Source organism: Homoserinibacter sp. GY 40078, from assembly GCF_008017545.1.
In the GTDB taxonomy this organism is placed as follows: domain Bacteria; phylum Actinomycetota; class Actinomycetes; order Actinomycetales; family Microbacteriaceae; genus Homoserinibacter.
In genome coordinates, this window is sequence record NZ_VRTZ01000001.1 from 1,140,521 (window position 1) to 1,161,021 (window position 20,501).

21 protein-coding genes, 1 tRNA gene and 1 pseudogene are annotated in these 20,501 nt (G+C 67.7%); 17 read left to right on the plus strand and 6 right to left on the minus strand.

Features of this window, described 5'->3' with window-relative positions; all coding sequences use genetic code 11:
* Window positions 1-26 precede the first annotated feature (26 nt).
* Both FVQ89_RS05515 and FVQ89_RS05520 read left to right on the plus strand, forming a co-directional pair.
* Window positions 27-407, plus strand: a complete 381-nt coding sequence (locus FVQ89_RS05515; RefSeq protein WP_147900869.1) for a cold-shock protein — start codon at window positions 27-29, stop codon at window positions 405-407.
* A complete protein-coding gene (locus tag FVQ89_RS05520; RefSeq protein ID WP_222706036.1) occupies window positions 400-1,056 on the plus strand; it encodes a DUF3027 domain-containing protein in 657 nt (218 codons plus the stop codon). Before FVQ89_RS05515 ends, FVQ89_RS05520 begins: the two co-directional genes overlap by 8 nt.
* Here the strand turns inward: FVQ89_RS05520 and FVQ89_RS14570 are convergent.
* Both FVQ89_RS14570 and serC read right to left on the minus strand, forming a co-directional pair.
* Window positions 988-1,170 (minus strand): annotated as a pseudogene (locus tag FVQ89_RS14570) (DUF2530 domain-containing protein); the annotation flags it as partial. The gene FVQ89_RS05520 and the pseudogene FVQ89_RS14570 sit on opposite strands and share 69 nt — an antisense overlap.
* A 9-nt stretch (window positions 1,171-1,179) precedes the next feature.
* Window positions 1,180-2,289: a phosphoserine transaminase gene (gene serC / locus FVQ89_RS05530; RefSeq protein WP_147900871.1), complete on the minus strand. Its 1,110-nt coding sequence runs from the start codon at window positions 2,287-2,289 to the stop codon at window positions 1,180-1,182.
* A 124-nt stretch (window positions 2,290-2,413) separates the two neighbouring features.
* On the opposite strand from serC, the gene FVQ89_RS05535 reads away from it, so the two are divergent.
* From FVQ89_RS05535 to FVQ89_RS05560, 6 genes are all read left to right on the plus strand, one after another.
* The gene (locus FVQ89_RS05535) at window positions 2,414-3,106 is read left to right on the plus strand and encodes a metal-dependent transcriptional regulator (RefSeq protein ID WP_147900872.1); all 693 of its coding nucleotides are present in this window, start codon (window positions 2,414-2,416) and stop codon (window positions 3,104-3,106) included.
* 150 nt (window positions 3,107-3,256) lie between these two features.
* On the plus strand, window positions 3,257-3,892 hold the full coding sequence (locus tag FVQ89_RS05540; protein ID WP_147900873.1) for a C40 family peptidase: 636 nt from the start codon (window positions 3,257-3,259) through the stop codon (window positions 3,890-3,892).
* Window positions 3,893-4,227: 335 nt separating this feature from the next.
* Window positions 4,228-4,728, plus strand: coding sequence for an HNH endonuclease (locus FVQ89_RS05545; protein ID WP_147900874.1), 501 nt, complete (start codon window positions 4,228-4,230; stop codon window positions 4,726-4,728).
* Between the two features lie 150 nt (window positions 4,729-4,878).
* Complete coding sequence (locus tag FVQ89_RS05550; RefSeq protein ID WP_147900875.1) at window positions 4,879-5,961, plus strand: CHAP domain-containing protein; 1,083 nt, start codon at window positions 4,879-4,881, stop codon at window positions 5,959-5,961.
* Between the two features lie 42 nt (window positions 5,962-6,003).
* Window positions 6,004-6,444: a hypothetical protein gene (locus FVQ89_RS05555; RefSeq protein ID WP_147900876.1), complete on the plus strand. Its 441-nt coding sequence runs from the start codon at window positions 6,004-6,006 to the stop codon at window positions 6,442-6,444.
* A 13-nt stretch (window positions 6,445-6,457) separates the two neighbouring features.
* Window positions 6,458-6,529: transfer RNA gene (locus FVQ89_RS05560), tRNA-Arg, on the plus strand.
* 39 nt (window positions 6,530-6,568) lie between these two features.
* Here FVQ89_RS05560 and FVQ89_RS05565 read toward each other — a convergent pair.
* Complete coding sequence (locus FVQ89_RS05565; protein ID WP_147900877.1) at window positions 6,569-6,775, minus strand: hypothetical protein; 207 nt, start codon at window positions 6,773-6,775, stop codon at window positions 6,569-6,571.
* 75 nt (window positions 6,776-6,850) lie between these two features.
* On the opposite strand from FVQ89_RS05565, the gene FVQ89_RS05570 reads away from it, so the two are divergent.
* The 7 genes from FVQ89_RS05570 to FVQ89_RS05600 all read left to right on the plus strand — a co-directional run bounded on the left by FVQ89_RS05570 (window position 6,851) and on the right by FVQ89_RS05600 (window position 15,534).
* Window positions 6,851-7,414 carry a TetR/AcrR family transcriptional regulator gene (locus FVQ89_RS05570; RefSeq protein WP_147900878.1) on the plus strand — a complete coding sequence of 188 codons (564 nt, stop codon included), beginning with the start codon at window positions 6,851-6,853 and terminating at the stop codon, window positions 7,412-7,414.
* Between the two features lie 92 nt (window positions 7,415-7,506).
* Window positions 7,507-8,949 carry an MFS transporter gene (locus tag FVQ89_RS05575; protein WP_147900879.1) on the plus strand — a complete coding sequence of 481 codons (1,443 nt, stop codon included), beginning with the start codon at window positions 7,507-7,509 and terminating at the stop codon, window positions 8,947-8,949.
* A 204-nt stretch (window positions 8,950-9,153) separates the two neighbouring features.
* Window positions 9,154-11,271: a glycoside hydrolase family 36 protein gene (locus FVQ89_RS05580; protein WP_255513439.1), complete on the plus strand. Its 2,118-nt coding sequence runs from the start codon at window positions 9,154-9,156 to the stop codon at window positions 11,269-11,271.
* Window positions 11,272-11,325: 54 nt separating this feature from the next.
* Window positions 11,326-12,645 (plus strand): ABC transporter substrate-binding protein, encoded by a 1,320-nt coding sequence (locus tag FVQ89_RS05585; protein ID WP_147900881.1) that lies wholly within the window; start codon window positions 11,326-11,328, stop codon window positions 12,643-12,645.
* Between the two features lie 61 nt (window positions 12,646-12,706).
* On the plus strand, window positions 12,707-13,552 hold the full coding sequence (locus FVQ89_RS05590) for a carbohydrate ABC transporter permease (RefSeq protein ID WP_255513440.1): 846 nt from the start codon (window positions 12,707-12,709) through the stop codon (window positions 13,550-13,552).
* A 76-nt stretch (window positions 13,553-13,628) separates the two neighbouring features.
* Window positions 13,629-14,471 (plus strand): carbohydrate ABC transporter permease, encoded by an 843-nt coding sequence (locus FVQ89_RS05595; RefSeq protein WP_147900882.1) that lies wholly within the window; start codon window positions 13,629-13,631, stop codon window positions 14,469-14,471.
* A gap of 43 nt (window positions 14,472-14,514) precedes the next feature.
* Window positions 14,515-15,534 carry a substrate-binding domain-containing protein gene (locus FVQ89_RS05600; protein ID WP_147900883.1) on the plus strand — a complete coding sequence of 340 codons (1,020 nt, stop codon included), beginning with the start codon at window positions 14,515-14,517 and terminating at the stop codon, window positions 15,532-15,534.
* Here the strand turns inward: FVQ89_RS05600 and FVQ89_RS05605 are convergent.
* The 3 genes from FVQ89_RS05605 to FVQ89_RS05615 all read right to left on the minus strand — a co-directional run bounded on the left by FVQ89_RS05605 (window position 15,527) and on the right by FVQ89_RS05615 (window position 18,290).
* Window positions 15,527-16,567, minus strand: coding sequence for a LacI family DNA-binding transcriptional regulator (locus tag FVQ89_RS05605; protein WP_255513441.1), 1,041 nt, complete (start codon window positions 16,565-16,567; stop codon window positions 15,527-15,529). The genes FVQ89_RS05600 and FVQ89_RS05605 overlap by 8 nt on opposite strands.
* A 200-nt stretch (window positions 16,568-16,767) precedes the next feature.
* A complete protein-coding gene (locus tag FVQ89_RS05610) occupies window positions 16,768-17,553 on the minus strand; it encodes an SDR family oxidoreductase (protein ID WP_147900884.1) in 786 nt (261 codons plus the stop codon).
* The gene (locus tag FVQ89_RS05615; protein ID WP_187264920.1) at window positions 17,550-18,290 is read right to left on the minus strand and encodes a TetR/AcrR family transcriptional regulator C-terminal domain-containing protein; all 741 of its coding nucleotides are present in this window, start codon (window positions 18,288-18,290) and stop codon (window positions 17,550-17,552) included. The genes FVQ89_RS05610 and FVQ89_RS05615 overlap by 4 nt, the downstream gene beginning before the upstream one ends.
* Window positions 18,291-18,481: 191 nt before the next feature.
* On the opposite strand from FVQ89_RS05615, the gene FVQ89_RS05620 reads away from it, so the two are divergent.
* Together FVQ89_RS05620 and FVQ89_RS05625 are read left to right on the plus strand one after the other, a co-directional pair.
* Window positions 18,482-19,459 carry an aldo/keto reductase gene (locus tag FVQ89_RS05620; protein WP_147900886.1) on the plus strand — a complete coding sequence of 326 codons (978 nt, stop codon included), beginning with the start codon at window positions 18,482-18,484 and terminating at the stop codon, window positions 19,457-19,459.
* A 38-nt stretch (window positions 19,460-19,497) separates the two neighbouring features.
* Window positions 19,498-20,493 (plus strand): LacI family DNA-binding transcriptional regulator, encoded by a 996-nt coding sequence (locus FVQ89_RS05625; protein WP_147900887.1) that lies wholly within the window; start codon window positions 19,498-19,500, stop codon window positions 20,491-20,493.
* Window positions 20,494-20,501: the final 8 nt, after the last annotated feature.

Below are 20,501 nucleotides of genomic sequence, written 5' to 3' on the forward strand. Positions count from 1 at the left end.
GTCCGTTCAGCGAGAGAGGCCCCGGCATGCCTACCGGCAAGGTGAAGTTCTACGACGACGAGAAGGGCTTCGGGTTCGTCACGTCCGATGACGGCCAGGAGGTCTTCCTGCACGCCTCGGCACTGCCCGCAGGCGCTGTCGTCCGCGCCGGCACGCGCATCGAGTTCGGCATCGCGGACGGCCGTAAGGGCGCTCAGGCGCTCTCGGTCCGCGTGCTCGACCAGCCCGTGAGCCTCAGCAAGATCAACCGTCGCTCCGCCGACGACATGGCGGTCGTGGTCGAGGACCTCGTGAAGCTGCTGGACGGCATCGGTGCGGGTCTGCGTCGCGGACGCTACCCCGACCGCGCGCACGGCGCGAAGATCGCTGCGGTGCTGCGCAAGGTTGCCGACGATCTGGATGCCTGACCTCATCGTGACCGACGACCCACGGCAGCACATCGCGCGCCAGGCGCTGAGCGAGATCACCCCGGATGCGACGGTCGGCGAGCTGCTGCGGATCACCGAGTCGGAGGACGGCGTCGCGACCGCGGCGTTCGCTGCGACCATGCCGGGGTACCCCGGGTGGTTCTGGGCGGTGAGCATCGTGCAGCTGCCTGACGAGCAGCCGTCTGTGCTCGAGGCCGAGCTGCTGCCCGGTGATGGCGCGCTCCTCGCGCCCGACTGGGTGCCGTGGGCCGACCGGCTGGAGGAGTACCGGGCCGCTCAGGCCGCCGAGGCTGCCGCCGCTGCGGAGAACGCGGATGCCGATGCCGACGCCGAGGGCGACGCGGAAGACGACGAGTCGGACGACATCGACGACGAAGACGAGCTCGACGTGCTGGATGAGCTCGACGTGCTGGATGAGCTCGACGACGCGGACGTCGACGACGACTTCGGCGACGACCCGGACGACGGGATCGACTTCGAGTCGGACGAGCTGTCAGCGCCCGCGGCGACGACGACGGACGCGGTGGGTGTAGACGAGGACGACGAGCCCGAGTCCGATGCCGACGAGGCAGGTCCACAGCCACGAGACGCGTCCGGATTCGACGAGGGTCCCCGCGAAGGCGAGTAGCACCGCGAACCCGACGACCCAGAGCGCGAGCCCCACGAGGATCGCGGTGCGGTCGTCGGTGGGCACCGGTTCCGGATCGGGGCGGCGCTCGTCGTCCCTCAGCCAGAACCGCATGCGGTCAGCCTAGAGGGCGCCGATGACGTGGTCGATGCAGGCGGTGAGCGCCCGCACGTCGTTGGGGTCGATCGCGGCGAATGTCGCCACGCGGAGCTGGTTGCGCCCGAGCTTGCGGTAGGGCTCGGTGTCGACGATCCCGTTGGCGCGGAGAGTCGACGCGACGTGCGCCGCATCGACGGTGTCGTCGAAGTCGATCGTCACGACCACCTGCGAGCGGTGTGCGGGGTCGGCCACGAACGGAGTCGTCACGGCGGTGCGCTCCGCCCAGTCGTAGAGGTGGTCGGACGACTCGCGCGTACGCGCATCCGCGAAGCCGAGACCGCCTCCGGCGTTCATCCAGTCGAGCTGCGCCTCCATGAGCAGCAGCGTCGTGATCGCCGGGGTGTTGAGCGTCTGGTCGAGCCGGGAGTTGTCGACCGCGTTCTTGAGCGACAGGAACTCGGGGATCCAGCGACCGCTCGCCGCGATCCGCTCGATCCGCTCGATGGCCGCGGGGCTCATGAGAGCGAACCAGAGCCCGCCGTCGCTTGCGAAGTTCTTCTGCGGGGCGAAGTAGTAGACGTCCGTCTCGGCGATGTCGACGTCCACGCCGCCCGCGGCGCTTGTCGCATCGACGACGGTCAGCGCGCCCGCGTCGCCCTGCACCCGCGCGACGGATGCCATCACGCCCGTCGAGGTCTCGTTATGCGGGTAGGCGTATACGTCGATGCCGTCGAGCACCTCGATCTCGGCGCGCGATCCGGCCGGTGCCGTGACCACGTGGGGTGCCTCGAGGAAGGGGGCGCCCGCGGCCTGCGCGAACTTCGCGCCGAATTCGCCGAACGACAGGTTCTCGGCGCGGCGCTCGATGAGGGAGAACGCGGCGGCGTCCCAGAAGGCGGTCGACCCGCCGTTGCCGACGACGACCTCGTAGCCCTCGGGCAGGCGGAACAGCTCGGAGAGTCCCGCGCGGACCCGGCCGACGAGCGACTTCACGGGCTTCTGCCGGTGAGAGGTGCCGAGGAGCTCCTGGTGTGCCTGGAGGTGCGCGATCTGCTCCGGGCGGACCTTGGAGGGGCCGCATCCGAAGCGTCCATCGGCGGGAAGGAGGTCGCGGGGGATCACCAGGTCAGCCACCTGACGATTCTAGGCCGCTCGCCCGACCGCGCTCGCCGCGTGAAACGGTGCGTGACCGTCGGAGGCGCCCTGTCCGGAGGCCCGTGCCCAGGTAGTGTTTATGCCGAGCTGCTGGGAGGCCACGATGACCGATCTCGTCGACACGACGGAGATGTACCTTCGGACCATCCTCGACCTCGAGGAGGAGGGGATCGTGCCGCTGCGCGCACGCATCTCGGAGCGCCTCGGGCACTCGGGTCCCACCGTCTCGCAGACGATCGGCCGTATGGAGCGCGACGGTCTCGTGGTGGTCGAGGGTGACCGCCATCTGGCCCTCACGACCGATGGCCGCACGCGGGCGATGCACGTCATGCGCAAGCACCGTCTTGCGGAGCGCCTGTTGGCGGACGTGATCGGCCTGGACTGGGCGTACGTGCACGACGAGGCGTGCCGCTGGGAGCACGTGATGAGCGAGCAGGTGGAGCGGCGTCTGCTGCAGCTGCTCGACCATCCGACCGAGTCGCCCTACGGCAACCCCATCCCGGGCCTCGACGAGCTGGGTGACGCGCCGGCGGGTCGGTTTCTCGACGGTGTCGTGAGCCTCGTGAACCACGTCGCGTCGACGCCTGGCGAATCGACCGCCGTCATCCGGCGCCTGGGGGAGCCCGTGCAGTTCGAGCCGGAGCTCTTGGAGCAGCTGCGCGAAGCGGGAGTGATGCCCGGAGCGACCGCGACGGTCTCGGCCGCCGGTACCTACGTGATCGTGACGGTCGACGGTTTCGGCGACGGGCTGGAGCTTCCGAGCGAGGTCGCCTCTCACGTCTACGTAGAGGCCTGAGGTAGACTCTCGGGGTTCCCCGCACCGCAGCCCGAGACAGGCGGGGGCACGAAAGGCAACTTCTTGACTTCCGGTACCCGTACTCCCCGACACTCTGCTCACCGCCCCGCGGCGGGCGGGAAGCGCCACCCGATCCGATCGATCGCGATCATGGCCGTGGTGGTGCCGGGGCTGTTCGCGACCGTGGCTCTGCCGGCATACGCCTACAACCCGGATGCGGCGCCCACGACCGCACTCGAGGCACGCGCGCAGCTGGCTGCCGACAACGCGCAGTCGATCGAGGTCGAGGACGTCGAGGTCGCCGCCGCCAAGCGCGACAGCTACGAGACGGTGTCGGCCGCTACTCGTCAGCGTGCGGCGCAGCGCGCAGCCTTCGCCGCGTATTCGGGTCCGACGGTGCGGGACTACCTCGCGAACCCGCCGTACCCGAACTTCGATCTCTCGAAGGTCGTCGACGTCGCGCTTCAGTATCAGGGCGTTCCCTACCGCTACGGCGGTGCGACTCCGGCCGGCTTCGACTGCTCGGGCTTCGTGATGTTCGTGTACGCCCAGTTCGGCGTCTCGCTTCCGCACTCGTCGAGCGCACAAGGTGCAGGCTCCGGCGGGGGGCACATCATCTCGCGCGCCGATGCGCGCCCCGGCGACATCGTCGTGATGGATGGCGGCGGGCACTCGGGCATCTACATGGGCGGCAACACGATGGTGCACTCGCCCCGTCCGGGCAGGTTCGTCGAGGTGCACAACATCTGGGACTCGAACGCCTGGTTCGTCCGCTACGGCATCTGACGCCGGGGGCATGCGCGTCGGGTGACGCGTTCGCCGCAATCGCGCGTCTTGTGTCGTTGCCGGAATGTTCACCTGGCGGGGTTACCCTGGGTTCCTCGGAGATCTTCGGATTGGGGAGGGCCGTATGCGTACCGCACGTAGCATCCGCACCATGGATGCGCGCGCGTGGTTCCGCATACAGCTGAGCAGCCGGCCGGTCGTGCACTGTCGCGACCTGGTCGTGTGAGGCGCTGTCGTTCGCGACGGCGCCTTTTTCTGTTCTCGGACCCACATCCGCGGCTCTTCGGGAGGTTCGACAGCCTGCAAGCCGTGCAGGCTCCTCGAGAGGAGACCCGTTGCGCACCACCCTCGTTCTCAACGCCGGATATGAGCCTCTGGCGATCGTGTCGTTCAAGCGAGCCCTCGTGCTCGTGCTGTCGGGTAAAGCCGTCGTGATCGCTCGCGACGACGATCACCCGGTGCGCAGCACGACGGGCGCCTGGGATCGACCCTCCGTGATCCTGCTCAGCCGCTACGTGCGGGTGCCGAGCGGGCGGGCCGTGCCGGTGTCGCGTCGCGGGGTTCTGCGACGCGACGATCACCGGTGCGCCTATTGCGGGGTGAACGCGTCGACGATCGATCACGTGGTGCCGCGGTCGCGGGGTGGAGCGGACAGCTGGGAGAACCTGGTGGCCTGTTGCCTGCGCTGCAACAACGTGAAGGGCGACCGCACGCCGCAGGAGATGGGGTGGTCGTTGCGCTTCTCGCCGCGTCCGCCGCACGGTACCGCGTGGCTCGTGCGCGGCGCCGAGCGCGCGCAGCCGGAGTGGCAGGAATTCCTCGCCCCTGCGGCGTGAGTGGCGGGCGCGGCTGCCCGGCGCGCGTCTGGGAGGACGCTGAGCGTCGGCGTCTGTCGCCTGTCAACTCGGGCGTTACCAAGACGTGACATTCGCGGTGATCTCGCGTAACGTCGACTGGGTCCTTTGCAACCCGGAGAACCGAACCACGTGACTGACAACGAGACCCTCGCTGCGTCAGTTGAGGGCGCTCCGACGAATGTCGAGTACCCCTCGCGTCGGTCGTTGCGGATCGCGCGTGAGGCGGCCGAGCGTGAGGCGCAGTTGGGCGGGGCCGGTCAGGTCGCCGCGGTGCAGGTGTCTCCCGCATCCGCCGTCCCGATCGCCCCCGCGGTTCCGGCACCCGCAGTGCAGGTTTCTCCGGTATCCGCCGTTCCCGTCGTCGCGCCGCCTGCGCCTCTGCCGACCGTCGCGGCTCCGTTCTCGACGTTCCAGCAGCCGACGCCGCCTCCCGCCGCTGCTCGGAGGTCCGCATCCTCTCCGCGGGCTCCGCGTTCGGCTGCGGTTGCGAGCGGCAGCTCGAAGCGTCCCGTGCGTCAGCGGCTCACCGCGGCCGGAACGATGGTGCTCGTGGGCGGACTGTTCGCCTCCTTGACTCTTCCCGCCTACGCGTCGAACGATTACGCGGGCACCCTCGACGACGCGGCGCCCGTGTCGGCTCAGGTGCTCGCCCTCGACGAATCCGAGGTCGACGCGAAGTCGGTCGCCGGCGACGAGCGCGACGACTACAGCGCGACGAGCGCCACCGACCTTCGGCGTCTGTATCAAGATGCGGTTCGTCAGCAGAACCTCGAGGCGTATGTCGCGTCGGGCGCGAAGGAGATGGGCGACGACTACCCGTGGGCGGCTGAGCTCACGCGCGGTCAGGGCGGCGGCCTTTCGCCCCTCAACTACTTCTACCGCGAGTGCGTCGACTTCGTGGCCTGGCGCCTGAACCGCGACGCAGGATCCACGAGTGCGCCGTTCAAGTGGACCTGGTCGACGCTCACGCCGGGCTCCGGCAGCGCGTACTCCTGGAAGCGCCAGTGGGAGAAGCACGGCTGGCCGATCAGCAACGAGCCGAGCCCCGGATGGGTCGCTTGGTTCCCCGGCCAGAACCACGTCGCGTACGTGTCCGGTGTTCTCGACGACGGCTCCGTCGTGGTCGAGGAGTACAACTGGGGCCCCAACATCTACGGCCAGCGCATCATCCAGCCGAGCGACGCGATCTACCTCTCGCCCCCGCCCGCGTAGTTCGGCGCTCAGAGGGTTCCACTGGCTGGGTAATCTAGCCATATGGTCAACCCCCGAGTATTCCCGTCGGTTGTCATCCGAGGCTTCTCGTGGTCGGCGGCGCTGCTGCTGACGCTGGGCTTTGTGGGGTTCGTCTCGTCTGCGCTCATCGGGGTGGGTATGCAGCTGTCGGATGTCGTTGCGATCGCTGAGTTCGCCGGACGTTGGATCATGTTGTCGCTCGGGTCGATCCTGGCCGCGTGGGTCTCGGGCACAGTCTGCGTCTTCGTGGGAGCGCGGTGGATCGGTGGGCATCGCGGATGCGTGAACCTGTTCGCTGGGGGTTCTGCGGTTCCTCTTGCGGCGGGGTCGGCGCTGCTGTTCGTGACGCCTGCGGGCAGCGGGTGGGCGGCTGGGATCTCCGCCGCCTCCACGGTGGCGTATGTGCTCGCTCTTCGCGCGCTCCTGCTCCGACGCACCGAGGCCGTAGCGACGGCTCGATAGACTCGAGCGGTCAGCCTCTGTAGCTCAATGGAAGAGCAGTTCCGTCCTAAGGAAAGGGTTGGGGGTTCGAGTCCCTCCAGGGGCACAGGGGCGCATACTTATCCCACTACCGTGGGTGCCGCCTTCACTCCGCGGCCCGCGGATTGGGCGCGTTGACATCGAGTTCAACCTTGAATTGCGCCGCGTCGAACTCGACGGTATTCGCATCAATGCCAACGCCGGCATCCGCGAGGAAGGCGGCCAGCTGCTCGCCGTTCATCGAAACTAGCCCAGGTTTCTCAAGCAATTGATCAGCGCCACTAGTAAAGGTGCCCGTCGTGAAGAGCAGCATGATCACGGCGTCGAAGGGCCCGAGGCGACTCCGAGCAGATTGCGCCCACGGAAGAGTGAGTGTACAGTCACTCTCATGTCGAATCGGAGTTCGGTCCTCTCGACCGCGGATGCGCGGAGGCCACTTGTCGCCGCTGCTGCGGTGCGCGAATTCGCTCGCGGGGGGTTCCACGGGACGACGATCGCCGACGTGGGTCGTGAGGCGAAGATCTCGCCGGCATACGTCTTCAAGCTGTTTCCGAGCAAGGAGCGGCTCTTCGTGGCGGCTCTCGAGAGTTGCTTCGAGCAGGTGCTGGCGGCACTCGAGGAGGGCGCCGACCGAGCGCCCGAGCAGAATGCCGACTCCATCCTGTTCGAGATGGGAGCGGCGTATGCCGAGCTGATCGCGGACCGCACCTTGCTGCTGCTCCAGGTGCATGCGCAATCCGTCGCCGAGATTCCTGAGATCGGGGAGGCGCTTCGCGCCGGCCTCGCGAAGGTGACCGGGTTCGCCCAGAGTCGCTCAGGTGGCAGCGACGACGCCGTGCAGCGATTCATCGCCTACGGCCAGCTGTGCCACTTGATCGTGACGGCACACATCGATGAGGTCCCGGAGTCGTGGGCGGCGATTCTCTCCCACGGCATCCGCCATCCCGACTAGCCCCATGCCCGATCCATCGCGGCGCCAATTCCTGTGCCGCAAAGAGTGAGTGGTCAGTCACTCTCTCAATACCCGCCTGAAGGAGAAGTGTCATGAATGTGAAAGCCACCGCAGCGGATGGTTCCGCGGCCCGCAAAGGGGACCAGGCCGAGAGAAGTCGCCACCGCTGGATTGCGCTGTCGGTCCTGGCCCTCGCCCAGTTCCTGGTCGTGCTTGACGCCTCGATCGTCAACATCGCGTTGCCGGAGGTCGGGGCCCAGTTGGGAATGGACACCGTGGCGCTCGCGTGGGTGATCACCGCCTACGTCCTGCCGTTCGGGGGGCTCCTGCTCCTGGGGGGCAGGCTGGCCGACCGCTACGGGCACCGCAGGCTCTTTCTCATCGGCGTGTTCGGCTTCTCGGGAGCCTCGCTGCTCGCCGGTCTCTCTGTCAGCAGTGGCATGCTGCTTGGCGCCAGGGCTGCGCAGGGAGCATCAGCGGCCCTGCTTGCGCCGGCGGCGCTCGCACTCGTGACTCAGCTGTTTCCTGTGGCCGCCGATCGCACCAAGGCTCTCTCCATCTGGGCCGGTGTCGCGGGCATCGGGTCGGCGGCCGGGGTCCTGCTCGGGGGTGTCTTGACGGCGGCGATCGGCTGGCAGGCCGTGTTCTTCGTCAACGTCCCGGTGGGCGCATTGGTGCTCGTGCTGATCCCGATGCTCATCACCCGAGACCAGATCGGAACTCCGTCCCGACTCGACTACCCCGGAGCCGCCGCGGTCACAGGTGCCCTGGTCGCGATGGTCGGAGCGCTCAGCGCCGTCGAGCAGGTCGGCTTCATCCACCCGATCACGATCGGACTCGGCGCCACGGCGATCATTCTCGCCATCGCATTCGTGCTCATCGAACGCCGCAGTCCCAACCCTCTGGTTCCGCTGTCGGTCTTTCGCACGCGGAACCTGGCCGCCGGCAATCTCGCCATGCTCTTCATCGGTGCAGCGATGGTCGCGCTGTTCTTCGCCCTCTCCGTGTACATGCAGGCTGTGCTCCGCTACGACGCTCTCACGACGGGCCTCACCCAGCTCCCTCTCGCGGGCGCGCTCGTGATCGTCGCGGGCGTCACCCCGGGGATCGTCGGCAGGTTCGGGGTGAAGGGCACCCTGATGGGTTCCCTCGTCGTGCTCGCCGGCGGCCTGGTCTGGCTCGCGGCATCACCCAGCGACGCCGACTTCGTGCGGAGCATCCTCGGCCCGAGCGTGCTGATCGGTGTCGGCCTGGGCGCGGCATTCGTCACGGCCACGCAACTCGCAGTCGACGGGGTCGACGACGCCGAAGCCGGCCTCGCCGGCGGACTCATCAACACCAGCCAGCAGATCGGGGGCGCGCTCGGCCTCGCCATCCTCGCCTCCGTCGCCACGGCACGCACCGCGGCACTCGAAGCGGTCGGCATGGCATCGGCCGACGCGTTGACTGCCGGTTTCTCTTGGCTGTTCCTCGGATCCGCCGGCTTCGCGGTGCTGGGTGCGATCGCCGCACTCCGTGCCCGGAGGGCCCGGTGAGGCTGCCCCGCGAGGCCCACCTGTCATGTCGTCGCGAGGTTCCCACCTTCAGCTGTGATAGCGCAGTCAGGCAAGAACTGATAACGCTATCGAGCAGTAAATGAAAGGGAACAAGGCGCACTCTTGCGCAAATCGTTGATAGCGCTATCATAATCGAAGTGTTGCGCGGCGATCGCGCCAAGATCTTCGACGATGAGGAGTGACGTGAGTCTCCACGTAGGGCCGCAGGTCGATGAGCTCGTGTGGGGCGTCGGGCCGGTCCAACTCGTCATTCGACTCGGAGGCGACCTTCCGCCCGCTGTGTCGGCCGTTCGTGCCGGCGGCATTGAGCACCACCTCTATGCGACGCCGGCGGTGGAGATCCTGACGGTCGACGGCGGGCACACTCCCGCATCCGCACGGCTCAACCACACCGAGGTCGGGGCCAACCTTCGCTACGTCGCGCACGATCTTCTTGAGAACGAGGGCACCCACCGCCTCTCCGTCCACGTCGCGTCGTCGGACCTCGAGGCGACGTGGCATCTTGAGCAAGTCGGCGGTGCACCTGCTTTCCGATCGTGGGTGAGCGTGCACAACGCCGGCTCCACGCCGATCGGTCTTCGCTCGGTCGCCAGCTGGGTTGCCGGGTTCACCCGCGAGGGCGTCGGCGGCGGCGCCCTCGCGGGATGGGACCTGGTCGACGGCGCGAGCGACTGGCTCGGTGAATCTCGGTGGAATCGGATAGAGCTCCGATCCGCCCTCCCGCGTCTGCGCGAGGAGCTCACCGGGCACAATCCCCGAGGCGCTCTGATTCGCACCTCCACCGGCACGTGGTCGACGGGTCGGGTGAGCCCACAGGGATTCCTCGAGTCCGACGACCTCGCCTGGGGTTGGCAGGTTGAACACAACGGCGCGTGGCGATCCGAGGTGGGGGAGGACACCCGAGGCGGCTACCTGGCGCTGTCCGGCCCCACCGATGACGACAGCTCCTGGTTCGTCGAGCTCGCGCCGGGCGACGACTTCGAGACGGTGCCGGTCGCAGTCAGCGCCGGCACCGGTCTTGACGATGTCGTGGCCAATCTCACCCGGTACCGACGGATCGCGCGCCGTCAGAGCGCCGACAACATCGCACTTCCCGTCGTCTTCAACGACTACATGAACACGCTGAACGGCGACCCCACCACTGATCGACTTCTGCCGTTGATCGCCGCGGCTGCCGAGGTCGGCGCTGAGATCTTCTGCATCGATGCGGGCTGGTACGACGACTCGGGCTACTGGTGGGACTCGGTCGGAGCATGGTTGCCCTCCACGACCCGCTTCCCCCGGGGGCTGGGCGAGGTCATCACCGCGATTCGCGACGCGGGGATGGTCCCCGGCCTGTGGCTGGAGCCGGAAGTCGTCGGCGTGCGCAGCCCGATGGCCGACATCCTGCCCAACGACGCGTTCCTGCAGCGGCGCGGTGTGCGGCTCGTCGAACACGCCCGATATCACCTCGACCTGCGGCACCCCGCGGCGATCGCGCATCTCGACGGAGTGGTCGACCGGCTCGTCGACGAGTTCGGAATCGGCTTCTTCAAGTTCGACTACAACGTCGATCCGGGGCCCGGCACCGATCTCGACGCCGACAGCGTCGGCGATGGCCTGCTGCAGCACAACCGTGCACATCTGGCGTGGCTCGACCGGTTGCTCGAGCGTCACCCCGACCTCGTCATCGAGAACTGCTCGTCGGGCGCGATGCGCAGCGACTTCGCGATGCTCTCGCGACTCGCGATGCAGTCCACCTCCGACCAGCAGGACTACCGGCTCTTTCCGCCGATCGCGGCGTCGGCCCCGTTCGGGATGCTTCCCGAACAGGCAGCCAACTGGGCGTATCCGCAGCCGGAGATGACCGACGAGGAAGTGGCTTTCTGCATGGTGACCGGACTCCTCGGTCGTCTCTACCTCTCGGGTTACCTCAACAACATGCGCAGCACCTCACGTGCGCTGGTCGAAGAGGCCGTCGCCGTCTACGCGACAGAGCTTCGCGAAGTCGTCCGCAGTTCGGTTCCGTCGTGGCCGCTCGGCCTTCCGCAGTGGGATGCCGCATGGATCGCGCTGGCTCTGCGCGGAACCGGCGAGGTCGAGTACGTATCGCTCTGGAACCGCGACGCCTCCGAACCCGAGACCCGGATCTCGCTTCCGCAATTCCGCGGACGCGACCTCAGGGTTTCCACCGTCTACCCCTCCGCGTTGGCTCCCTGGGATATCACCTGGGACCAGAACGCCGGGGTTCTCACTGTGCGAGCCGCGAGTGCACCTGTCTCGGCACGTACGTTCCGCCTCGAACCCGCGCCTGGGGTCTGAGGTACGCACCAACAGCGATCCGTCGCACCCACAATGTAAATGAAGGAGATTTCAATGAAGAAGGCACTCCGCGGTGCAGCCGTCGTCACGGCTGCGGTGCTCGCGCTCACGCTTGCCGCGTGCAGCGACCCCGGCAACGGTGGAGGGGGAGGCCAGCCCGCCGATTGGCCGGCGCAGGACACGGATCTCACCGGCACCACGCTCACCATCTGGGCCGCTCAGAACTCGAACACGGTTCCCGACAGCGTCGTATCCGGATTCGAGAAGCTGACCGGTGCGAAGGTGGACGTCGTCACGATTCCCGACCCGTACGAGCAGAGCGTGCAAACCAAGGTCGCCACCGGCGACAAGCCGGATCTGGCGTTCTGGCAGCCGACCGCGTCGCAGCTGACGGCGCTCAACGCCACCACCAACCTGCAGTCGCTCGATGGCGCTCCGTGGCTCGACTCCTACCAGCCGGCCCTGCGCGACATCACCGGGCTGCTGAACGGCACGCGCTACGCGACCCTCATCAGCACGCCCGCGGTGGAAGGCGTCTACTACAACAAGAAGGTGCTCGCCGACGCCGGGATCGATCCGGCGTCGATCACCAACTGGGACTCGTTCATCGCGGCCGGACGCACGTTGAAGAAGTCCGGCGTCACCCCCTTCTACGAGATGGGTGCCGACCGCTGGGCGACGCAGTGGTGGGTGCAGGTCCAGCTCGCCGACGCGGCCGTCGAGGGTCTCTGGGACCGCGTGAACGAGAACAAGGAGAAGTTCACCGACCCGACGATTCAGGGAGCGATCGATGAGTACAAGTCGCTCATCGACGAAGGACTTTTCAACGACGACATCAAGACGGCCACCTTCGAAGACCAGGGCGACGCGCTCCTGGCAGGCAAGGCAGGCTTCGTGGTGCAGGTGAACTCCTTCTTCAGCCAGCTGCAGGCGAAGGCCGACACCGCCACCCTCGACGACACGATCGGCTTCTTCCCGATCTCCCCGTCGGGCAACGTCGGCACCTTCATCCCCGACCAGTCGAACGCGCTCGTTGCGTTCAAGACGGGTGACGCGAAGCGCGAGGCTGCTTCACGGCAGCTGCTCTCCTACTGGCTCGGCGACGGATACGCGGACTTCGTCACGGCGCAGTCCACCGTGTCGCTGATTTCGGGCGTGGACACGCCGGCCGGCGTTCCCCAGGCGCTGCTCTCGGTGAGCGACTCGCTCGGAAGTTCCGTCGGATCCATGCAGGCGCTCGCGATCGCGAACCCCGACCTGTACATCTTCCTCGCTGACATGATCCAGGGAACGAAGACGCCGGTCGAGGTCGCTGAGGCGACACAGTCGCAGTTCGCCGAGCTCGCCAAGGCACAGGGAGCCGCGGGCTTCTGATTCACCCGGTGGGGGCGTCGCCGCGCGGCGCCCCCACCGCACCCCGAGAAGGATTTGCCACGTGACCGCATACACCCGCAGCTTGCCGAGGTCGGGACGGCTCTTCGCTCAGCAGGCGAGAGGCGCACATCGCGACCACCCTCTCTGGTTCCTCATTCCGGCACTCGCCGTTCTGGTCGTCTTCTTCGTCATCCCGACGCTCTACAACTTCATCTACGCGTTCACCAACTGGTCGAGCTTCAAGTCGGAGATCGGTTTCGTCGGATTCGACAACTTCGTCTCACTCGCCACGAACGGGAGCCTTCAGAACGCGATTCGCGTGACCCTGATCTACGCGATCCTGGTCGCCATCTTCCAGAACACATTCGGCTTGGCTCTGGCGCTGCTGCTCGAGCGCGACACCCGCATCAACCGCGCGGTCCGCACCGCCTTCTTCGTCCCGGTGATCATGTCGGCGCTCGCGGTGGGCTACATCTTCCAGGCGCTGCTCAAGCCCGAGGGCGCACTCAACGGCATCCTGTCGACGGTCACCGGCAGCCAGGTCTCGATCGCATGGCTCGGCGACACGACCTGGACGATCGTGATCGTCGCCCTCATCCACGCCTGGAAATGGATGGGACTTTCGATGCTCATCTATCTCGCGGGGCTCAAGACCATCAGCGCTGAGGTGACAGAGGCGGCCAAGATCGACGGTGCCGGCTACTGGGAGACGTTCGCACGCATCCGGTTCCCCCTGCTCGCCCCCGCGGTGACCTTCAACGTGGCGACAGCGTTGCTCGGTTCGATGAACGGATTCGACATCGTTCAGGCGACGACCGAAGGCGGCCCCGGCGGCACCACCGAGCTGTTGAACATCTTCATCTTCCGCACCTTCGGCCAGGGTCTGTTCGCCCAAGCGACACCATGAGCCTGATCCTCTTCCTGATGGTGGCGATCCTCGCGTTCCCGCTCATCAGGTTCCTGCGCCGACGGGAGAACGTCCTATGAGCACCATTCGTTCCGCTCGGGGGAGCGTGGGTCGTCTCGCTCAGCCCGTCGCGGCCATCGTCGTCGCGCTGCTGTTGCTCGGTATCCCGTTCTGGCTCGTCCTCATCACGGCCTCGAAGAACCAAGCGGAGGCGTTCACTCCCAACCTGCAGTTGCCCGAACACTGGCAGCTGACCGACAACCTCGTCACCGTCTTCACCGATGGGCGGATGGTGTCTGCGTTCTTCGGCAGCCTGCTCGTGATGGTGCCGTCGGTCGCCGGCGTGCTGATCCTCGGTTCGATGGCGTCGTGGGTGCTCGCCCGTCGGGCCACCCGCCTGATGGCGTTCGTCTATGCGCTCGCAATCAGCGGCATCGTGCTGCCGCCTGCGGTGGTCACGATCGTGCTCCTCCTTCGCCAGCTCGGGCTGGCCGGCACGGCGATCGGCATGATCGCGGTGTACATGGGCATGTACCTCTCGACCGTGATCTTCTTCGTCACAGGATTCGTGCGCACCATCCCGATCGAGCTCGAAGAGGCGGCGCGCATGGACGGCGCTTCGCCCGCCAAGGTGTTCCGCAAGGTCATCCTGCCCCTGCTGGTGCCTGTGCTCGCGACCGCGACGATCCTGATCTGCCTCTACATCTGGAATGACGTCTTCTATGCGCTGTTCGTCATCGGTGGGCGAATCGACACGCTTCCGCTGAACCTCTTCCAGGTGGCGAGCGCCGGACTCTACCTCCAGAACTGGCACCTGATCTTCGCCTACATCATCCTCATGAGCCTGCCGCTGCTCATCACCTTCGTGATCGCCCAGCGGTGGATCATCTCCGGCATCACCAGTGGCGCCGTCAAGTAGGAGCGCGGAAGGTCGAACCGGCACGCACCGGACAGCACCCACGATGGCCGACGTGGCGAACCTCGCCGGCGTCTCCGTGCCGACGGTGTCGAGGGTGCTGTCGGGTTCGGTGCCGGTGAGCGACGAGAAACGTCGCAGGGTGGAGACCGCGGTCGAGGCTCTGAGCTTTCGGCCGAGCGCCGCCGCCCGCGTGCTGGCGTCGCGGCGCCCGGAAGTCGTCGCGATCATCACGGGAGACACCTCGCGTTACGGCTACGCGCACACCATCCGGGGCGTCGAGGTCGCCGCGCGATCGGCCGGATACACGGTGATGATCACGGTCGTCGAGTCGGCCGACCCCGCGGATGTCGACGCGGCTCTCGAAGCCACCCTGTCTCAGCCGATCGCAGGGGTCGTCGTCTTGGCGTTCGACCCGCAGGGAGTCGCCGCGCTCCACCGGATTCCGGGCGACATCCGGGCGGTGGCGCTGTCGGGACTTCGAGAGCCCGGTCGGGCGCAGGCGATGATCGATGAGACCCGCGCGGCTCATGAGCTGGTCACCCACCTGCTGCAACTCGGCCATCGCACGGTGCATCACGTGCGGATCCCTCCGTCGCGGCGCGAAGATGGGCGCACCACGGGCTGGCGGCGTGCGCTTCGCTCGGCGGGGGTGGAGGTTCCCCGGCTGTGGGACGCGGATTGGAACCCCGACACGGGCCGCCGTATCGGCCATCAGTTGGCAACGGATCCCGAGATCACGGCCGTGTTCTGCGGCAACGACGAGATCGCGATGGGGGTGATCCGTGGACTTCAGGACCGCGAGCTTCGCGTTCCGGAGGATGTGAGTGTCGTCGGGTTCGACGACCATCCCTTGGCGCGGTTGTGGACCCCCGCTCTCACCACGGTTCGGCAGGACTTCTTCGACTTGGGAGGTCGCGGCTTCGACCTGCTGGTCGAGAGGATCGAGGGGGGCCCGGCTCGACTCTCGTCTCAGCGCCCGGCGCTCGTCGTGCGAGAAAGTGCCGGGCCACCCGCTCCAGCGGGGACCAGCCCGACGAGGAACGCGGTTACCGCCCTCAGCTGAGGGGCGTCCGTCGCTTGCCGGGAGCTGGTCCGGTGCTCTCACGAACGATCACGGGAGGGCGTTCGCTTGACCACCGTGCCGATTCGTCGCCGCTGATCGCCGAGCGAAGCAGCCCGTACGCCCGACGACCGAGCGCCACGAAATCCTGTCGGGCGGTGGTGAGGGCGGGGTTCCAGACCGCCGCAAGCGGGTGGTCGTCGAAGCCCGCGACGCTCACGTCGTCGGGTACCGTGAGCCCTCGTTCGGTGAGGCCCTTGATGACCCCCATCGCGATCTCGTCGTTGCCGCAGAACACAGCGGTGACGTGCGCATCCTCCGCGATGCGGTGCCCGATCTCCCGACCGGACTCCGGATCCCAGCTGGCATCGTAGGTAGCGGGGATCTCGGCGCCGGCGGCCCGAAGCGCCGCTCGCCATCCGGTTGTGCGCCCGTCCTCTTTACGCGACGGAGGAACACGAACGTGGTGCACGGTCGCGTGACCGAGCTCGAGTAGATGAGCTGTCAGCGCCTGTGCTGCGTGCAGTTCGTCGAGCACCGCCTGAGGCACGTCCCGCCCGCGAACACCGGACACGGCGACGATCGGCGCCGAATCGCGGAGTTCGGCCAGGGCCGCGACACCCGGGGGATCGAACTTCAGCACCACGATGCCGGCCGGCGCCTGACCTTGAACCGCGGCCGCTGTTCGGCTGACATCGCTGGCGTCCGCGCTGTCGATGACCGTGATCGTCACGGCGAAGCCATCGGCTCGGGCGGCTTCTTCGATGCCTCTGATGGTGGCGGCGTAGCCGTACTGCATCGTGTCGCCCGCGACGACGGCAATCGTGCGGGACTGGCGGGATGCCAGGGTGCGGGCCGCGGCGCTCGGCCGGTAGCGGAGGCGCTCGATCGCCTCACGTACTCGCGCACGCTTCTCGGGAGTGACGTGGTCGGCGTCGTTGATCACGCGTGAGACCGTGGGCACGGAAACCCCCGCCAGGCGCGCGACGTCGGCCATCGTCGGCCCGCGAGTCGGTCCGACCGTCACCTCGCCCACCACCGATCTTCATCGAACTCGTCCATCGCTGGTACGACATTAGGGCCAAGCGCCACGGCATGCCCGCGGGCCTCGCCGCGGTCCGGCTTGTGCAGCGCGCATTGACGACGGGGGCTCCGCCCGTCAACGGGCCGTGCGCAACCTCCGCATGAGCAGGTCGTGTGCCGTGCTGATCCAGGGGAGGGTTCGCGCCCCCGTTCTCACCAGGCGGGGTCGAAGATGTGGGGTCCGCGGAGGATCCCGTCCGCTCCGCCGTCGATGAAGATGATCTGAGCGGTGATGTGCGTGTTGGCTTCGTCGGTGAGGAAGGCCAGCACTTCCGCGACCTTCTCGGGCTGCGCCGGACCGTTCAGCGGCATCGGGACGACCTGCAGAAGTGCCGCGCGACCTTCCTCGGTCTCCATCATCGGAGCCGTCATCGGAGTCAGGATCACGCCTGGCCCGACGCCGTTCAGAGGGATGCCGGCGGCGGCCCACTCGTCGGTGATCGCGGTGGTACGCACCCACTCCGCGATCGCGCGCTTGCTCGATGCATAGATGAGCCCGGCCTGCTCGGGTTTCACCAACTCGTCCGCACGGGCGACGGCAGCCTCCTCGTCGCCGGCGAGAAGATGGCTCACCAGATCGGCGTCGTTCGCCTGAAGCGCCGCGAACGAGGCGACGACCGCCGCACGCGGCGCGGATGACTTGGCGAGCAGCGGGCGCAGGTTCTCGAGCGTGGCGACGGCGCCGAAGTAGTTCACCTTGACCGTCGTCGATGACGGCAGCGCCACCCCGGCGACGGCGATGATGGAGTCGATGACCCCTCCGGATGCGTCGGCGACCTTCTCCGCGAGGGAGTTCCGGCCTTCGACCGTGGCGAGGTCGACGTCAATGTCCGACCCTCGAAGGTCGACGCCGATGACTTTGTGGCCCTGAGACCGGAGGAGTTCGGCCGTTGCCTTGCCGATTCCCGACGCGGCTCCTGTGACGACGTGAGTTCTCATTTTTCTTCCTCTGTGTGATTCCACCGGTCAGTGACCGGTGAGCCGGCGCGAGGTGTCGCACCGGAGTCATTCGTGCGGGTCAGGAGGGCTTCAGCTCCGGCCAGAAAGACGTCGATCGTGAGCTCGAGCTGCGCCGGCCCGTAGGTGTCGATGTCGAGAGCCGAGGCGCGGGCGAGCTCCGGGTAGGCGCTCGCCGCGCGGCGAGCCAGGGCGTCCCTCAGCCGAACGGCTCGAGGTCGCTGACCTTCTCGTTGGTTCTGGACCATGTCGGCGGCGTATGCGAGGCACATGTTGCTCAGCAGTGCGAGCAGCCCGAGCGCCTGCTCGTCGGGGAATCCGGCATTGCGCAGTCGCGACAGAAGCACTTCCAGGCAGTCCAGAAAAACCGTCATGTAGGGCAGATCGTCGAACTCGAGATGGCCTGCGAACGCACCCGCAGCCATGACGCTCTCGGTGAACATCTCGGCGTACGCGCGACACGCGTCTTGCCAGGCCGCGTGCGAGGCGACACCCGCTCCGGAGAACGCGGTCGAGAACGCATCACGAGCAACCAGGGCCAGGAGTGTCTCTCGGTCGGTCACGTGGTGGTTGATCGCCTTGCGGTCCACTCCGAGCTGCTCCGCCACGGCCGTGATGGTGAGACTGGGGGGATCCAGCAACCGGGCTGCAGTGATGATCCGCTCGACGTTCAGTCCCACCTGGATTCCGCGACCGCGTCGTATCGTCACGTCGCTCATGTCATGGTCCCTTCGTCCGGTACCCATTCTCGCCCCCATTTCCCGCGATGGGAATAGGTCCCGCCGAGGGATTTTCGCGCACGTGGGCCTATCCTGCTCGCCGTTGCACTCCCGGAAAGCGAAACGTTACGCTTTTCGGCGGACCCACCATGAGCACTCTCCCGACACGCCCTCTTCGAGACGGCACCCCCATGCCCGTCATCGGCACGGGCACCTTCGGTTCCGACCGATACGGCCCCGCCGAGGTCTCCCGCGCCGTCGCTGCGGCGATCGACCGGGGTTACCGGCTCATCGACTGCGCCTCCGTCTACGGCAACGAGCCCGAGATCGGCGAGGTGCTGAGCGAGGCCATCGCGGGCGGTGTGCCGAGGGGCGAGCTCTTCGTGATGAGCAAGGTGTGGAACGACGCCCACAGCCCCGAGGCCGCGATCGAATCCGTTCGTGCCTCCCTTCGCGACCTGCGGCTCGACTACCTCGACGCCGTGTTCATCCACTGGCCCTTCCCCAACCACCACGCGCCCTTCGCCTCGACGGAGGATCGCGACCCCCATGCCCGGCCGTACGCACACGCCGCGTTCATGGCGGTCTGGCGCGCCCTCGAGTCGCTCGTCGACGAGGGCGTCGTCCGGCACCTGGGCACCTCGAACATGACGATCCCGAAGTTGCGGCTCGTGCTGCGCGACGCGCGGATCGCCCCGAGCCTCAACGAGATGGAACTACACCCCACGTTCCAGCAGCCCGAGCTCTTCCGCTTCTGCCTCGACCACGACATCCAGCCGGTAGGCTACTCGCCGCTCGGTTCGCCGTCGCGTCCCGCCCGCGATCGCACCGAGGCGGATATCTCCGACATCGACGACCCCGTGATCCGATCGATCGCCGAAGCCCGCGGCGTGCATCCGGTGAGCGTGTGTCTGCAGTGGGCGATCAGTCGGGGGCAGATCCCCATTCCGTTCGCGGTGAAGCCCGACCAGATCCGCTCGAATCTCGACGCCGCGACAGCGCCGCCGCTCACCCCGGAGGAGATCGAGGCGCTGCGCGGCGTGGACCGCAACAACCGCCTGATCAAGGGGCAGGTCTTCCTCTGGCCGGGGGCGGGGTCGTACCTCGACCTGTGGGACGTCGACGGCACGATTCCCGGGTGGCAGGGGTACGGCTCGCCGGCGCTCTGAGCGCGCCGTCACCGTCCCCGGGCCGAGAGGGTTCGCGCATGGTCAGCTACAAGGACATCCAGCTCACGACCGGACTGTCGCTGGCGACGATCTCGAAGTACTTCAATGGTGGCAACGTTCGCCCCGCGAATCGCGAGGCGATCGACGCGGCGGTCGCGATCCACGGATATCGCCCCAACGCGATCGCGCGCGGGCTGCGCTCGGGAAAGTCGCGCACCGTCGGTGTGCTGCTGCCCGCCCTCGACAACGACTTCCACCTGACGATCATCGCGAGCGTCGAACAGCGGCTGCGGGAGGTGAACATCGGGGTCGTCGTCGCGACGAGCCCCTCGGCGGATGCGGCGACCGTCGACCTGCTCCTCGGGCGCCGAGTGGACGGCATCGTCGCCGTCCCGTCTCCCCACGATGTCGACGCGCTCTCGCGCGCCGCGGGGGAGATCCCCGTCGTCGCCCTGGACTGGAGGGCGCCTGGGCTGGACGTCGACGGGGTGTTCCTCGACAACCGCGCCGCGGGTCAGCTGGCCGCCCGCCATCTGCGGAGCCACGGGCATACGGCGGCCCTCGTGCTGTCGCCCGAACCGCCGCTCTCCTCGGTCGCCGCGCGCGTCGACGGGTTCCTCGCCGAGCTCGGACCCGGTGGGGTATCGCTCGCCGCGCCGCTCTCGGTCGACGGGGCGCGGGATGCGGTCGCGTCGGTGCTCGCGTCGGTGCTCGGGCCGACGGACGCGCCGACCGCCTTCTTCGCGCCGAACTACGAGCTGACGCTCGGGGCGCTCATCGCCATCAACGAGTCCGGGCGGATCCTCGGGCGCGACGTCTCGCTGATCGGATTCGACGGCACCGATCTCGCACGCGCCAGCAGGCCGCGGCTCACGATCATCGAGCAGCCCATGCGCGAGATCGCCGAGGAGGCCGCACGCACCGTCCTGGACCTCCTCCAGGGGGAGCGCGCCCCCGCACGCGAGCGGCTGCTCGCGCCGCGACTCAACGCGGGCGCCTCGGTCGCCCGCGTCACCGACACTGTCACCGACTGAGAGGAGCC

Excerpts from the sequence above, each read along its gene's own strand:
- FVQ89_RS05555 (WP_147900876.1), top strand. The coding sequence starts at position 6,004 with ATGGTCAACCCCCGAGTATTCCCGTCGGTTGTCATCCGAGGCTTCTCG.
- FVQ89_RS05515 (WP_147900869.1), top strand. The coding sequence starts at position 27 with ATGCCTACCGGCAAGGTGAAGTTCTACGACGACGAGAAGGGCTTCGGG.
- FVQ89_RS05595 (WP_147900882.1), top strand. The coding sequence starts at position 13,629 with ATGAGCACCATTCGTTCCGCTCGGGGGAGCGTGGGTCGTCTCGCTCAG.
- FVQ89_RS05615 (WP_187264920.1), bottom strand. The coding sequence starts at position 18,290 with ATGAGCGACGTGACGATACGACGCGGTCGCGGAATCCAGGTGGGACTG.
- FVQ89_RS05570 (WP_147900878.1), top strand. The coding sequence starts at position 6,851 with ATGTCGAATCGGAGTTCGGTCCTCTCGACCGCGGATGCGCGGAGGCCA.
- FVQ89_RS05625 (WP_147900887.1), top strand. The coding sequence starts at position 19,498 with ATGGTCAGCTACAAGGACATCCAGCTCACGACCGGACTGTCGCTGGCG.
- FVQ89_RS05620 (WP_147900886.1), top strand. The coding sequence starts at position 18,482 with ATGCCCGTCATCGGCACGGGCACCTTCGGTTCCGACCGATACGGCCCC.
- FVQ89_RS05565 (WP_147900877.1), bottom strand. The coding sequence starts at position 6,775 with ATGCTGCTCTTCACGACGGGCACCTTTACTAGTGGCGCTGATCAATTG.
- FVQ89_RS05575 (WP_147900879.1), top strand. The coding sequence starts at position 7,507 with ATGAATGTGAAAGCCACCGCAGCGGATGGTTCCGCGGCCCGCAAAGGG.
- FVQ89_RS05600 (WP_147900883.1), top strand. The coding sequence starts at position 14,515 with ATGGCCGACGTGGCGAACCTCGCCGGCGTCTCCGTGCCGACGGTGTCG.
- FVQ89_RS05535 (WP_147900872.1), top strand. The coding sequence starts at position 2,414 with ATGACCGATCTCGTCGACACGACGGAGATGTACCTTCGGACCATCCTC.
- FVQ89_RS05520 (WP_222706036.1), top strand. The coding sequence starts at position 400 with ATGCCTGACCTCATCGTGACCGACGACCCACGGCAGCACATCGCGCGC.
- FVQ89_RS05540 (WP_147900873.1), top strand. The coding sequence starts at position 3,257 with ATGGCCGTGGTGGTGCCGGGGCTGTTCGCGACCGTGGCTCTGCCGGCA.
- FVQ89_RS05610 (WP_147900884.1), bottom strand. The coding sequence starts at position 17,553 with ATGAGAACTCACGTCGTCACAGGAGCCGCGTCGGGAATCGGCAAGGCA.
- FVQ89_RS05585 (WP_147900881.1), top strand. The coding sequence starts at position 11,326 with ATGAAGAAGGCACTCCGCGGTGCAGCCGTCGTCACGGCTGCGGTGCTC.